14 protein-coding genes are annotated in these 14,253 nt (G+C 57.1%); 2 read left to right on the top strand and 12 right to left on the bottom strand.

The window, feature by feature from the left end:
* Positions 1-217: 217 nt before the first annotated feature.
* The 6 genes from KDN35_RS17855 to groES all read right to left on the bottom strand — a co-directional run bounded on the left by KDN35_RS17855 (position 218) and on the right by groES (position 6,368).
* Positions 218-1,012 (bottom strand): HAD family hydrolase, encoded by a 795-nt coding sequence (locus tag KDN35_RS17855; protein ID WP_171566211.1) that lies wholly within the window; start codon positions 1,010-1,012, stop codon positions 218-220.
* A complete protein-coding gene (locus KDN35_RS17860) occupies positions 1,009-1,830 on the bottom strand; it encodes a carbohydrate ABC transporter permease (protein ID WP_171566210.1) in 822 nt (273 codons plus the stop codon). Before KDN35_RS17860 ends, KDN35_RS17855 begins: the two co-directional genes overlap by 4 nt.
* A gap of 11 nt (positions 1,831-1,841) precedes the next feature.
* Positions 1,842-2,801 carry a carbohydrate ABC transporter permease gene (locus KDN35_RS17865; RefSeq protein WP_212133469.1) on the bottom strand — a complete coding sequence of 320 codons (960 nt, stop codon included), beginning with the start codon at positions 2,799-2,801 and terminating at the stop codon, positions 1,842-1,844.
* A gap of 84 nt (positions 2,802-2,885) precedes the next feature.
* Complete coding sequence (locus KDN35_RS17870; RefSeq protein WP_212133473.1) at positions 2,886-4,175, bottom strand: ABC transporter substrate-binding protein; 1,290 nt, start codon at positions 4,173-4,175, stop codon at positions 2,886-2,888.
* 229 nt (positions 4,176-4,404) lie between these two features.
* On the bottom strand, positions 4,405-6,027 hold the full coding sequence (groL, locus tag KDN35_RS17875) for a chaperonin GroEL (protein WP_171566207.1): 1,623 nt from the start codon (positions 6,025-6,027) through the stop codon (positions 4,405-4,407).
* 56 nt (positions 6,028-6,083) lie between these two features.
* Positions 6,084-6,368, bottom strand: coding sequence for a co-chaperone GroES (groES, locus tag KDN35_RS17880; RefSeq protein ID WP_171566206.1), 285 nt, complete (start codon positions 6,366-6,368; stop codon positions 6,084-6,086).
* A 270-nt stretch (positions 6,369-6,638) separates the two neighbouring features.
* Between groES and KDN35_RS17885 the strand changes: the two genes are divergently transcribed.
* Entirely contained in the window at positions 6,639-7,949 is a 1,311-nt protein-coding gene (locus tag KDN35_RS17885; protein ID WP_212133474.1) for a CAP domain-containing protein, read from the top strand.
* A gap of 70 nt (positions 7,950-8,019) precedes the next feature.
* Here the strand turns inward: KDN35_RS17885 and KDN35_RS17890 are convergent, their stop codons facing one another.
* The 6 genes from KDN35_RS17890 to KDN35_RS17915 all read right to left on the bottom strand — a co-directional run bounded on the left by KDN35_RS17890 (position 8,020) and on the right by KDN35_RS17915 (position 12,083).
* Complete coding sequence (locus KDN35_RS17890; protein WP_171566204.1) at positions 8,020-8,448, bottom strand: hypothetical protein; 429 nt, start codon at positions 8,446-8,448, stop codon at positions 8,020-8,022.
* Between the two features lie 233 nt (positions 8,449-8,681).
* On the bottom strand, positions 8,682-9,458 hold the full coding sequence (gene tatC / locus KDN35_RS17895) for a twin-arginine translocase subunit TatC (protein WP_171566203.1): 777 nt from the start codon (positions 9,456-9,458) through the stop codon (positions 8,682-8,684).
* A gap of 13 nt (positions 9,459-9,471) precedes the next feature.
* On the bottom strand, positions 9,472-9,816 hold the full coding sequence (tatA, locus tag KDN35_RS20145; RefSeq protein ID WP_171566202.1) for a twin-arginine translocase TatA/TatE family subunit: 345 nt from the start codon (positions 9,814-9,816) through the stop codon (positions 9,472-9,474).
* Positions 9,817-9,858: 42 nt separating this feature from the next.
* Positions 9,859-10,860, bottom strand: a complete 1,002-nt coding sequence (locus KDN35_RS17905) for a molybdopterin-binding protein (RefSeq protein WP_171566201.1) — start codon at positions 10,858-10,860, stop codon at positions 9,859-9,861.
* Positions 10,854-11,369, bottom strand: a complete 516-nt coding sequence (locus KDN35_RS17910) for a MogA/MoaB family molybdenum cofactor biosynthesis protein (RefSeq protein ID WP_171566200.1) — start codon at positions 11,367-11,369, stop codon at positions 10,854-10,856. Before KDN35_RS17910 ends, KDN35_RS17905 begins: the two co-directional genes overlap by 7 nt.
* A 117-nt stretch (positions 11,370-11,486) precedes the next feature.
* Complete coding sequence (locus KDN35_RS17915; protein WP_171566231.1) at positions 11,487-12,083, bottom strand: 5-formyltetrahydrofolate cyclo-ligase; 597 nt, start codon at positions 12,081-12,083, stop codon at positions 11,487-11,489.
* 176 nt (positions 12,084-12,259) lie between these two features.
* On the opposite strand from KDN35_RS17915, the gene abc-f reads away from it, so the two are divergent.
* Positions 12,260-14,194, top strand: a complete 1,935-nt coding sequence (abc-f, locus tag KDN35_RS17920) for a ribosomal protection-like ABC-F family protein (RefSeq protein ID WP_171566199.1) — start codon at positions 12,260-12,262, stop codon at positions 14,192-14,194.
* Positions 14,195-14,253: the final 59 nt, after the last annotated feature.

The following is a 14,253-nucleotide window of genomic DNA, read 5'->3' on the forward strand; positions in this document are numbered from 1 at the left end:
GCATCTCACTTTTTTCGATCAGCTGCCGCACAGCGGCACCGACCCTTCATACTATATCACGCTCTCTACTCAAAATCAAGAGGAAATTTCTAAGAAGTTATCTTTTTTCATTCTCTTTGAAATTCCCCAGTTGAGAAGCGCAAGATTCATCATACCAACGTGACCGCCAAAAAAGCAAGTGAAAAAAATGGAAGGCCTGCAAGAGAGCGAAGCCTTCCTACCGGCACAACCCGTCCACAAGCGGCGGCAGTTCGCCGATCGTGCCAATCACCGCCTGCGGCGACAATTCCGCGGGAAGCAGGGCAGCCCCCTGCCCTTCCGTCTGTCCCCCGCTTTCCCTTTTCCATTTTTCCAGGCAGAGCTGGTTCATCAAGTCGTGCCTGCTCCTGAGACGGGGATCGACGGCACGCAACTCTTCGGGAAGGTCGCGGCAGACAAAGACGGAGAATACACCGCAGCGATTGGCCAACTGCACGTCATGGTCGAGGCGGTCTCCGACATGGGCCACCACCTCTCCTCCGAACGAACGGAGAATGGCCGGGTCAGGCTTGCCCGCGCCCGCCCGCTCCGGCGTCACCACAGCCGCAAAATACTCCGCCAGTCCGAGCGCCTTCATGACAGGCTCCTGATACTTGTAATACCCGTTGGTGACAGCTGCAAGCGCATAGCCTTTCGCCTGCAGGGCGGCCAGCACGGCCGGCACCTCCGCTTCCAGCAGCCGAATTTTGGGCGGTACGGCATGCTTTTGCACGATACTGGCAATCTCCACGCTTTCCCTGACCCCCAAGCGCTCGAGCAGTTCCGACAGCATGCCGTCCCAATCGTACGCTTCTACATATCGTCCCTGCCTCAGCCGCCTTTCATGCTCCCCCACCAACTCCGCAACGACGTCATGGGGCCGGCCCAGCCAACCGGCGACGGCAGCCGCAATTTCCGGGAACACCCATCCGCCAAACGGATTTTGCATCAGCGTACCGTCGAGGTCAAACGTAATCCAGCGTCTCTTTCTCATTTGATCGCCCCCGAAGTCAGGCCTTCAATAAATTGTTTGGACGCGAACAAAAACGCCACGATCATCGGCAGAGACGAAATAGTCAGGCTGGCAAACAGCAGATTCCACTCCGTATCGTATTCCCCGAACAGGGTCAATACCCCCAGCGGAATTGTGCTCAGCTCCTCGCTTTTGAGAAAGATCAGCGGATAGAAAAAATCGTTCCAGACGCCGATCAAATGGACGATGCCCACTGTTGCCAGCGGCGGCTTCATCAGCGGCAGAATGATCTTCCAGTACACCTGAAAACCATTGCAGCCGTCCAGCCGTGCCGACTGGTCCAATTCCGTCGGGAGCGTCTTGAAAAACCCGTAAAAGACAAACACGGCAAAGGGGATTCCGCCGGCCACGTACAGAATCACCAGGGACGTCAGCGTATCCAACAGCTTCAACTGCAGCATGATCATATACAGCGGCAGAATCGCCAGCTTCATCGGCAGCATCAAGCCCAGCATGAAGAAAAACAACACGTACGGATTCCAGCGAAATGGATAGCGGGACAGGTAGAAAGCGGCAAGTGACGAGAGAAACAGGATCAACAAGACAGACAGCCCGCTCACGTAGACGCTGTTCCACACATACGCGCCAAAGTTCACCTTCTCCCACACCAGCTTGTAGTTTTCCAATGACAGCGAAGCGGGCAGACCGAGCGGCGACGTGAGGATCTCCAGATTGGATTTAAACGACGACGCGATCATCAGAAAAACGGGATACAGCATCAAAACGGAAAAAACCAGCAGCACCAGATACTTTGCAAACTGTCCGAGCCTTGCTGTCATGGTCGAACCTCCTACAGTTCGTATTCCTTGCGTTTAAAGAAAAAGAGCAGCACCGCCGTCGCGCTGGAAATCATCAGGAACAGCACGACTGCCAACGCCGAGCCCAGCCCGATGGACTCGCCCCCCTCCACTGACCCGAAGGCCAACCGGTAGAAGTACGTGGCCAGTACATCCGTGGAATAGTAAGGGCCCCCTTGCGACCCCTGCATGGCAAAAATCAGTTCAAACGTTTCAAACGAGCCAATGAACGTCAAAATCGTCATCACCATGATCGACGGCATCGCCAGCGGCAGGGTTATGCGCAGCAGCATGGTCAGTCCGGAGGCCCCGTCAATCTTGGCGGCATCGTATATTTCCGCCGGGATGGCCTGCAGCCCGGCCAGGAAGATCAGCACGGCAAAGCCGAGGCCGTACCAACTGTTGACGAGGATGATTGCGTAGAGGGCCGTATCCGGGTCGCCCAGCCAGGGGCGGGCCCACTCTTCCAGTCCGACATGCTTCAGCAGGGTGTTCAGCGCCCCGTACGTCGGGTTCAAAATCAGGCTAAACAGGAAGCCGACGACGATCACTGACAGCAGCTTGGGCAGAAACAAGACCGTTTTAAAAAACTCCTTGCCGCGAATCCTGCTGTTGATGATCAGGGCGAGCAGGAACGCAACCACCAGCTTGGCGACGATCGTCCCCACGAAAAAGATGACGTTGTGACCGAACCCGCGGAAAAACATCTCTTTAAACGGCGATTCGGTAAACAGGCGCACGAAATTCTCCAGACCAATAAACGCGCCCCGCTTCAATCCGTTCCACTCGTAAAAGCTGTTCAAAAACGCACTGAAGATGGGATAGACCTGAAACCACACGTAAATGACCAAGGCCGGCAGCAGGAACAGGTGAACCAAATGCTTGCTCAGGTTCAGCCCCCGACGCGGAGCGGTCTGCCGCTTTACTTCGGTCGATTTTTCCAACACGGCCATGGGTGAACCCCTCCCGAAAAACAGGGTACAGCCAAGCGCTCCGGCCTGACTGTACCTCTGCTTGAATTTTTTTCCGGCGCGCCGCTACTTGTTCGGCTTGAACCACTTGTCGGCGGACGCCTGGGTCGCTTCCGCCACCTGCTCGACGGTGAGCTTGTTGATGTACATGCCCTGCAACGAATCCTCAAACGTGGTTTTCGTGGTCGGCGTTCCCTCCCCAAAATGAACGAGCATCAGGTACGGGACCATGCTTGCTTCGCTCAGCTGCGTCATTTTTTGCACCAGCGGATGCTTGGGGGTCACGCCGGGAATGGGGCTGACGCGGTTTAGTTCGTCGCTGAACAGTTGGCCAAACTCCTTTGAGGCGAGGAACTCCATGAACAGCTTCGCCTCTTCCGGATGCTTGGACGCCTTCACTATACCGTAGGAGCCGTCCACCCAGTTGACGATCGGCGTGTCGCCGCCTTTCTCTTTGGCCAGCGACGGGATCACGTCAAGAGGCATGTCGGGGTTGTGCTTTTCAAACGTTTCCAGCCGGTAGCTGCCGTTGATGTACATGGCAGCCTTGCCGGTATAGAACAGCGCCTGCGCGTCATTGTCGTCGATTCCCACAAAATCGGGCGGGAAAAATGGTGCCAACTCCCGCATCTTTTTGATCGAATCGAGAAACGCCGGATCGTTGAAGGTGGCCTCGCCCTTCATCAATTTGTCCACGAAGTCGTTGCCGCCGTATGCACTGATGCCAATGACGCTGTGCGTGAGGGAGAGCAGATAGGCCGCTTTGCCGGACTGCGCGATGGGAATGATTCCCTTTTGCTGGAGTGCACGGCACACCTGGAGAAATTCGTCCCAGGTTTGCGGAGGCTGCAGGCCGTTGTCGGCAAACAGCTTTTTGTTGTAAAAGATCACGGCGGAGTTGATCGACAACGGGACGCCGTACACCTTGTGGTCACTGCCCCTGGCTGCGTCCAAATACGACTGCGGAATCTCCTGGAGCCCTTTGAGATCGTCCAGCGGCAGCAGATACCCGGCGTCGGCCATCGCACGGGTGCCCGCATACGGACGAAGCTGCACGATGTCCGGCCCGGTTCCGGAGGTGAGGGAGTTGGTCAGAATGGTGTTGTACTCAGTCGATTTGAACGGTTTGAACTTCACCTTGATCCCGGGATGCTGCCTTTCAAACTCGGCAATAAACACAGCGTACGCATCCTTGTCTTCCGGCCGCCAACTGTACATGACCAGTTCCACCGGCTCCCCTTTGGCCGGTTCACCCCCGCCCGGCTGATCACCCGCAGACGACGACGGACTGCTGCTGCAAGCAGCCAGGACGAACACCAGACATGCACATAACAGCCAGACCCCTGCTCGTTTCATTGTGAATCGCCTCCTTACCCTTTTTTCGCTTGGCTCGCTGTCAACATATCTCTGAAGTATTATTTTACATTTTATTTATAAAATACGAAACATTTTTTCGGTAAACATTTGTACTATTCAGAAAAATAACCAGAAAACGCAAGCACCTCAGGCTTGCCTTCCAAATACAAATAAAAAAAGAGAGACAGACTGCTGTCTGCCTCTCGTGTTGAATCGGTATCCCGATTCATTACATCATGCCCATGCCGCCCATGTCCGGCATGCCGTTGCCTGCTTTGGTCTCTTCCGGTTTGTCAGCCACAACGGCTTCCGTGGTCAGGAACATAGCTGCCACGGATGCAGCGTTGGACAGTGCGGAACGGGTAACTTTTGCAGCGTCTACGATACCTGCATCGATCATGTTTACCCATTCTTCGGTAGCAGCGTTGAAGCCGATGCCAACCGGTTCGTTTTTCAGGCGCTCCACGATGACGGAGCCTTCCAGACCTGCGTTCGCAGCGATTTGACGAACCGGCTCTTCCAGTGCGCGCAGCACGATTTGCACACCCACTGCTTCTTCGCCCTCGGCAACCACTTTCTCAACAGCTTTGATCGCGTTGACGAGCGTGGTACCACCGCCAGGCACGATACCCTCTTCCACTGCAGCGCGAGTGGAGTTGAGTGCGTCCTCGATGCGCAGTTTTTTCTCTTTCAGTTCGGTTTCGGTAGCTGCACCGACTTTGATCACTGCTACGCCGCCAGCCAGTTTTGCCAGGCGTTCTTGCAGTTTTTCACGGTCGAAGTCGGAGGTGGTGTCTTCGATTTGTTGACGGATTTGAGCAACGCGGCTTTCGATTGCAGCCTTGTCGCCTGCACCTTCCACGATCGTGGTGGTTTCTTTGGTAACAACAACTTTACCAGCGCGGCCCAGTTGTTGCAGTTTGGTGGATTTCAGTTCCAGACCCAGTTCTTCGGTGATCACTTCACCGCCGGTCAGGATTGCGATGTCTTGCAGCATAGCTTTGCGGCGGTCGCCGAAGCCAGGCGCCTTAACGGCTACTGCAGTGAAGGTACCGCGCAGTTTGTTTACTACCAGGGTAGCCAGCGCTTCGCCTTCTACATCTTCTGCGATGATCAGGAGCGGTTTGCCGCTTTGTACCACTTGCTCCAGCACCGGCAGGATCTCTTGGATGTTGGAGATCTTCTTGTCGGTGATCAGGATGTACGGATCTTTCAGAACCGCTTCCATTTTGTCGGTGTCGGTGATCATGTACGGGGAAGCGTAGCCGCGGTCAAATTGCATACCTTCTACAACTTCCAGCTCAGTCGTGAAGCCTTTGGACTCTTCAACGGTGATAACGCCGTCTTTGCCCACTTTTTCCATAGCTTCAGCGATCAGTTCGCCCACTTCAGTGCTGTCAGCGGAAATGGACGCAACTTGCGCGATAGCCGCTTTGCTTTCCACCGGTTTCGCGATGGACTTGATTTCTTCAACGGCAGCGCGTACCGCTTTTTCCATACCGCGACGAACAACCATCGGGTTGGCGCCGGCGGTTACGTTTTTCAGACCTTCGCGAATCATCGCATAAGCCAGAACAGTAGCGGTGGTCGTACCGTCACCAGCGATGTCGTTGGTTTTGGTCGCAACTTCTTTCACGAGCTGCGCACCCATATTTTCATAAGCGTCTTCCAGCTCGATCTCCTTCGCGATGGTCACACCGTCGTTGGTGATCAGCGGAGAGCCGAATTTTTTCTCCAGAACCACGTTGCGGCCTTTCGGACCGAGGGTTACTTTCACGGCGTTAGCCAGTGTTTCCACCCCGCGAAGCATCGCGCGGCGTGCGTCTTCAGAGAACTTGATTTGTTTTGCCATCTCAAACTCAACCTCCTGCGTTATGTGTTTTCCGTACGTTCCTTATGTGAAAAGCCTTAGCCGATGATCGCGAGGATATCGGATTCGCGGAGCACGAGGTATTCTTTGTTGTCCACTTTTACTTCGGTGCCGGCGTATTTGGAGAAGATTACCTTGTCGCCTTCTTTCACTTCCAGCGCGATGCGCTCGCCGTTGTCGGCAACGCGGCCGGAACCGACTGCGATTACGCGTCCTTCTTGCGGTTTCTCCTTCGCAGTGTCAGGCAGAACGATACCGCTTGCAGTCGTTTCTTCTTTGGAGATTGGTTCGATTACCACACGGTCACCCAATGGCTTCAGCACAAAAAACACCCTCCTTAAAGTCTAGGTTCATGAAGATGATTGTTGTTAGCACTCGATCGAGGGGAGTGCTAACACCCATTACCTATAATAATGAATCCCTATGTACTTTGCAAGTAGTTTCCCTCACTTTTTTCCATCCGGCCTGTTCTCGTTCCCTCTCATTTTGACAGTCTTTTCTTTGGCATTTGCTAGATTTTCGGTTCTACCAGACCAGCTTGTTCATATAGATAAACCATGAAATCAGACAAGCCATCCAAGGAGGGAACCTGCATGCGCAAATGGATCTGGATCGGCGTGTTCGCCCTCTTGGTCGCGGGCATCGGCCATTTCCTCATCGCGGGCAATTCGTCCGCCATCCTCGCCAACGTCCAGCCGACCACGCTGTATTGGGACGGCAAAGCCGTAACCGGCGTTGATTCGTCCGGGTATTTTCACGACGGTACCCGTTACCTTCCCGCCGCACTTGAATACAAGGGGGTCACGTATGTTCCCCTGTCTTTGATCGGCCGCCATCTGAACAAACCGACAGGCAGGGACGAGGCCAGCCATTCCGCCTGGCTGGGACAAGCACCGGGGGCGGCAAAACGCCCTTCGCCCCAGCAGACAGGCCCTGCCGCAGTCAAACTTCCGCCTGCTCAGTCAGCGACCGCGCCTGCCGAGACCAAACGTCCCGCTCCGAACACTTCCGCCAGCCTGTTCGGCATTTCTCTCGGCATGCCGGCCGAGCAGGTGGTCAAAGTGCTCGGCAAGCCGGCTCGCCAGGAGCCGAGCGGTCTGGGGTACCAGTGGTGGATCTACAACCGCGATCCGGCCCGTTACCTCCAGGTGGGCATCAGTGACGGCAAGGTGGTGGACATCTACTCCAACGCGCCCCAAGCCAAGACCGGCAATGCCTCCATCGGTACCAGCCTGCCGGCTCTTGTCCGCCACTACGACATCGCCCATACCGTCTCGTTTTCCTACATGAACGCCCACGTGCAGATCACCAACCAAAAATACCAGCGGCCGCTGGTCATCGTCGACGGTATCCCCCACATCTTTTACCTGGACAAGCAGAACGGCGACAAGGTGACCGCCATCCGCCTGATTGACACGCTGATGCTCTTGCGCGGCAGCTTTTACGAAACGAAGTGGACGTATCAGGGCGAGGCTCCCAATTTCGATCCCCCTCCGCTGAGCGTAAAGGAGCGGGAGCAGGTGAACACCGCGATGGAACGTCAACTGCTCGACCTGGTCAACGTCGTCCGCTACCGCTACAAACTGCCCCTGCTTACCTGGAGCGACCAGGCCGCCCGCGTCGCCCGCCAGCACAGCCGGGACATGGAGTCCCACGGCTTTTTCGACCACGTCTCCGCCACCACCGGCTTAAATCCATTCCAGCGGCTGCAAAAAGCAGGGATCGCCTACAGCATGGCGGGAGAAAACATCGCCGCCGGCTACCCGGATGCCATCGAAGCCCACGAGAGCTGGATGAACAGCCCCGGTCACCGCAAAAACGTGCTGGAAAAAGGATTCGCCCAACTGGGGGCGGGCGTGGCGACCGACTACTACACCCAGACGTTTCTCACGCTCAAGCAATAAGGACGGGAGTTCTCCCGTCCCGTTTGCCCTTTTTTAAGCCCAGTCCAGCCGCTGCGGGTACGCCGCACCTTCAATCCTGCAGGCGGACGAGCTTTTTTAATCCGTCCACCTCGCCGGCAAACTCGACGACCAGGGTCTCGTACTGCTTGGTGTGCAAAATCATCCAGGGGCGACGGCTGCCCGCCTTGGGCATGACGACAAACATTTCGGCAATGGCGGCGTCGATCTTTGCCGGCCGGTGAACCAACTGCCTTGGCGGCACCAGCGGGATTTTGACGATCAGCGCATGTGAAAGCGGCGGATTCAGCTCCTGCACCCGCCCGCTGACACTGTTCAGGAGAACCTGGGCTTCCGTCTGAAATGCCTCTGTGTTGTCAAAGGTATTCACCACCCGCTCTTCGTCCGTGTCAAACAGTTCTACTTGTTCGGCCGCTTCTGCTTTGACCGCTCCCGTCTGCAGCGGAGAGGCCAGCAGTGCCAGACAGAGAATCAGCCACATGGATGTACACACCTCCTGTTTTCCCGTAGTAGTATGCCCGGCCACCTGCAAAAGTAGAAAGGACGGCATATGCCGCCGACGTCATCTGCATTCCGCCTCACAACGGGCCGGCGTACCTCGTGCTTACGGTTGGTACCGCCGCTCCCTGGTCGGGACCTTTACCGACAGACTGCCCATGCCGGACGCACCAAAAAAAAGCCCCCGCCGCATTTCGGCAGGGGCCTTTGCACGCATCAGCGAACTGCTTCGTCCGCTTCCCATCCGTATTCTTTTTCCCAGGTCTCATCCTCTTTCAGCTGTTTGCGGTAGACGATCCGCGACAGCCAGACGCTCAACTCGTAGAGGAGCAGCAACGGGATAATCACCAGGATGTCGCTGACAATATCCGGCGGCGTCAGCGTAACTCCCACCACCGCCAGACCGAAGTAGGCAATGCGGCGAACCTTCGCCAGCCGCACCGGGTTGAGGATGCGCAGCCGGGTCAGAAACATGACGACAATGGGCAGTTCAAACAAAAACCCGAACGGAATCACCATGTTCATCAGAAACCCGAAGTACTCAGCGATCCCGTAGTTCGGCTTGATGTCCATCCCCAGCGAGATGCCGCTCACGAACTGCATCACCATCGGGAACACCACATAGTAGCCAAACAGGAGGCCGACGACGAACAGCACGCACGCAGCCGGGATGAACATCAGCGTCACGCGCCGCTCGTTGTCGCGAAGACCCGGCGAGACAAACAGCCAGGTCTGATACAGGGCAAACGGCAGCGTCACCACCACCCCGATCAAAAAGGCAAACTGCATGTACACCCTAAGCGCGTCAGACGGGTGCAGGGAGATGAGCGGAACTCCCTCGGTGATCGGCTTTTCCTTCAGATATTCGACAATTGGGCCGGCAGCAAAAAAACCAACAATCAATGCAGCAACAAATACAACCAGCACCCAGATAATCCGTCTGCGCAGCTCAGTCAGGTGCTCCACAACGGTCATTTCACGATCGTCCGACATGTCCACCACCCGGTTACGCCTTGGGCTGTCCGCTTTCGGCCTGCAGCCGCTCCTGTTCCAGCTTTTCCCGAATCTCCTTTTCCAGGCGTTCGCGTTCCAGCCGTTCGCGAATTTCCCGCTCCAGCTTCTCGCGGTCAAGCGCGTCCTTTTCGGTAATCACAGCCTTGGCGGGCTGTTCCTTCACCTTGGATTCGGCTTCGTCATCGTCGTCCTTGGTCAGGCCGCGGGTGGCGTTCTTAAACTCCTTCAACGTGTGACCCACCGCGCGCCCCAGTTCCGGCAGTTTCTTGGGGCCAAACAGCACCAGAGCAAGCACAAGAATCAAGATCAACCCTGGAATCCCAATCGTAGAACCCATTCACATTCACTCCTTTTCTCCATCAGCCAACAGTGTTGCCAGCTAGCATGTGCGCAATCCGCCGTATCCCAACCGGGTCATGTCCGACTCGACGATTCGCTCGCCGGCCAGGATCCGGGGCAAAAACACGTCAAACGAGGTAAACGGCTCGTGCATCACCGCTCCGGGCAGACCCAGTATCGGCACGTCGCCCTTGTAGGCTACCATCAGCATGGAACCGGGCAGCATCGGCGTGCCGTAACGGACCACTTCCGCTCCAACACCGGCAATCGCTCCCGGCGTGCGGTCGTCGGGGTCAACCGACATCCCGCCGGTCACCAGCACCAGATCGACGCCCTCCTCCAGAAAACGGATAATCTCCCGTTCGATCGCTTCCTTGTCGTCGGGAGCAAAGCGCTGCTCCGTCACACGGGAACCGAGCGCCTCCACCTTGGCCCGAATCACGGGGCCGAACTTGTCGGCAATCCGGCCTGAATACACTTCACCGCCAGTGGTGACCACTCCCACTTTCTTTTCGTAAAACGGCTTCACCTGTACGATCGGACCGCTGAAGCCCTGCGCCAGCTCTTCCAGGCGGACGATTCGCGCTTCCTCCATGATCAACGGAATGATCCGCGTGGCGGCCACCGTCTGACCGGGCTGCACCACCTGGTCGCTGTAGATGGTGGACAGGGCGATGCCTTCCAGCGCGTTGATCGCGTGGACGGCTTCTTCGTTAATCTTCGCCAGCCCCAGCCGGGTCGCCTTCAATGACACCTTGCCCTCATAAGGCTCGGTCAGCGTCAGTCCGTCCCCGGACACCGCCCGGGCAATCCGCGTGCCCGCGTCGTCCTCATGAATGTACCCCTCCGGCATCTCCAGCACGTAGATGTGCTCCTTGCCGATGGAGAGCAGCGGTTCGATGTCCGCTTCCGTGATGACATGCCCTTTTTTGAACAGGCGTCCTTTAAATTCGCCGGGCAAAATCTGCGTCATATCGTGGGGAAGCATCATGCCTACCGCTTCCCTCACAGGCACTTCCTTCAGCTTTGGTTTTTCTACCAACCCAATCCTCCCCAATCTTCATTGGCCTCTCCCGTTCCCTGCAAAATGTGCAAGGCATCGGACAGCATGTCTCCAATGGCGTTGAAGCAGATTTCCACGCCGCTGGGATTGCCGGGGAGGTTGATGATCAAGGCGTTACCGCGCGTACCTGCGACAGCGCGAGTCAGCATCGCGCGGCGGGACTGCTGCAATCCGGCCCGACGCATTTCCTCGGCCAGACCCGGAACGGGCCTGTCCATGACCCACGTTGTCACTTCCGGGGTGACGTCGCGCGGACTCAACCCGGTACCGCCGGTGACAATCAACAAATCGCACTTCTCCCGGTCCACCAGCTCGATCATGTTCTCTTTCAGTTCCTCCATGTCGTCCGAGACGGCGCGGTAAATGGCCACATCCACCTGCAGCCACTCACGGGTCAGCTTGCGGATGATCGGGATTCGATCGTCCACCCGGTCTCCTCTTGCAATGGAATCACTTGCCGAAATGACGCCAATTTTCCAGTTGCCCACAGTCCATTCCTCCAATTGTCCTTGCAGTTGTATTGTACACCGTTTTGATCCCGCTGTAGATAGTGCAGTTGGAAAATATGCAAACCTGACACAAAATTGCCGCAGACCGGCATCCACTCAGCGCGGATCGGCTGCCCTGGTCTCAAGCACGCCCGCTTCCGTCACGAGGTAATCGAGACGGACGTCATGCGGCTCTACCGGCACGGATGGCACCACCTGAAAATGGTAGCCGCAGCCGATCAGCATCGGCTTTTGGTCCAGCGAAGCGAGAAACCGGTCGTAGAATCCGCCGCCATAGCCCATCCGACCCCCCTGCCGGTCAAATGCCACACCCGGCACCAGCACCGCGTCCAGCGCAGCCAGATCGGCCTCCTCCGCTTTTTCCGGGTCCGGCTCCATGATCCCGTATGCCCCGGGCCGCAGCATGTCCGGTCCGGTATAGCGGTAGGGTATCAGCCGGCGCTCCGCCACGAGGGTCAGCGGAAGCCATACCTCCTGTCCCCTTTGACGAGCGCTGTCCAGAAACGGGACGATGTCCAGCTCCTCTCGTATCGGATGAAAGGCCATCACGGTCCGGCACGCTGCCAGTTTGGCAAAGGACAGCAAATGACGGCACGCCTCCCGGGAGCGATTGGCCCTTTCCCCGGCAGGCAGCGCTGCCCGCTCGGCCAGCATCTGCCTGCGCAACTCCTGCTTCAACTTGGCCCGTTCCATTCCCAACGATCCCCTCCCTGTTTTCGGTGCCTGCGACGGGAGGCGCAAGGGTTGTCCCCGGCGCGCTCTCTACGCTACACTTGTCTGATAGGATAAATTGCGACGGCGACCGCAAGCACAAAAAAGCGCCGCCCGCCCGCTTGCGGTGCAGGTATGTATTAAAGAGGTGACATGCAATGATATTGCTTCAGGCTGAACATATACACAAAACGTACGGGGTTGAGACTATTTTACAGGACATCTCCCTGCAAATACAAACCGGAGAACGGATCGGACTGGTCGGCGTAAACGGCGCCGGCAAGTCGACATTGATGAAAATCCTCGCCGGTCAGCTCAGCTATGACAGCGGAACCGTCCGGATTCCAAAGGATGTCACTGTCGGCTACCTGGCTCAGGACAGCGGATTGGAATCGGAGCGAACCATCTGGGACGAGATGCTCACCGTGTTCAGTGATCTGCAGGAGGAAGAGCGTGAGCTGCGAAAACTGGAAGCGCTGATGGGCAACCCTGACGTGCTGGCTGACGAGAAACGCTATCAGCAGATTCTCGAGGATTACGCCCGTCGTTCCGAGGCGTTCAAGGAGCGGGGCGGTTACGCCTACGAAGCGGCCATTCGCGGCGTCCTGCACGGGCTGCGGTTTGCCGACATGGACAGCCAGACCCCGATCAAGACGCTGAGCGGCGGGCAGAAAACCCGCCTGGCGCTGGCCAAGCTGCTGCTTCAGGCCCCCAGCGTCCTGCTTTTGGACGAGCCGACCAACTACCTGGATATCGAGACGCTCACCTGGCTGGAAACCTACCTGCAAAACTACCAGGGAGCCATCCTCGTCGTCTCCCACGACCGCTATTTTCTGGACAAGCTGGTGACCGTCGTCTACGAAATCGAGCGAACCCGCGCCACCCGGTACGTGGGCAACTACAGCCGTTTCCTGGAACAAAAGGCGGCGCGGCTGGAGCAGGAATTGAAACGCTACGAAAAGCAGCAGGAGGAGATTGCCCGGCTGGAGGACTTCATCGCCCGCAACATCGCCCGGGCGACCACGACCAAACGGGCCCAGAGCCGGCGCAAGATGCTGGAAAAGATGGAGCGGCTGGAGAAGCCCATCATGCAGAACAAATCGGTACATTTTTCTTTTGATATCGCCAAGATGAGCGGCAACATCGTGATCAAAGCGGCCGACCTGAGCATCGGCTATCCGAATGCCGCCCTCTCCCGCAACCTGACGTTTGAGATCGAGCGGGAAGAACGCGTCGCCCTGGTCGGCCCCAACGGCATCGGCAAATCGACGCTGCTGAAGACGATCGTGCAAAAACTCCCTGCGCTCTCTGGCAGCATCCAGTTGGGCAGCAACGTGACGATCGGCTACTACGACCAGGAGCATCGCGATCTCAACGAGCAAAATACCGTGTTGAACGAGATCTGGGACGAGTACCCGCAGATGCTGGAAAAGGATGTCCGCACCCTCCTGGGCAACTTTCTGTTCAGCGGTGACGACGTGCAGAAGCGCATCTGTGAGCTGTCCGGCGGCGAACGGGCGCGGGTCTCGCTGGCCAAGCTGATGCTGAAGCAGGCCAACTTCCTGATTTTCGACGAGCCGACCAACCACCTGGACATCTACAGCAAGGAAGTGCTGGAAAACGCGCTGTACGATTACCCGGGCACGATCCTGTTCGTCTCCCACGACCGCTACTTCCTGAACAAGATCGCCACCCGCGTGCTGGAGCTCACCCCTGATGGAGTGACCAGCTACCTCGGCAACTACGACTATTACGTGGAGAAAAAACAGGAGTTGGCCCAGCTGGCAGCCGAACAACAGGCACCCTTCGGCAAGAAGCAGGGAACAGCCTCATCCCCCCAGACGGAAAAATCCTCGTACGAGCTGGACAAAGAGGCAAAACGGCGCGAACGTCAGCGTCAGCGCCGGCTGGAGGAGATCGAGGCAATCATTCAGCAGCGGGAAGCCGATATCCGCAAATGGGAGGAAGAGCTGTGCCTGCCCGAGGTGTACAGCGACCACGTGCAAGCCAAAGAGCGAAACGACTTGATCGAGCAGGCGAAAGCGGAGCTGGAGCGGCTCTACGAGGAATGGAGCGAACTCTCCGAAGGGTGATGCCCCGACGATGTTTCCTATAGCCGACTTCCTTCGGGCGGTAAACAGGCGGCACCGGT

Origin of the sequence: Brevibacillus sp. NL20B1 (assembly GCF_018195675.1) — a bacterium.
In the GTDB taxonomy this organism is placed as follows: domain Bacteria; phylum Bacillota; class Bacilli; order Brevibacillales; family Brevibacillaceae; genus Brevibacillus; species Brevibacillus aydinogluensis.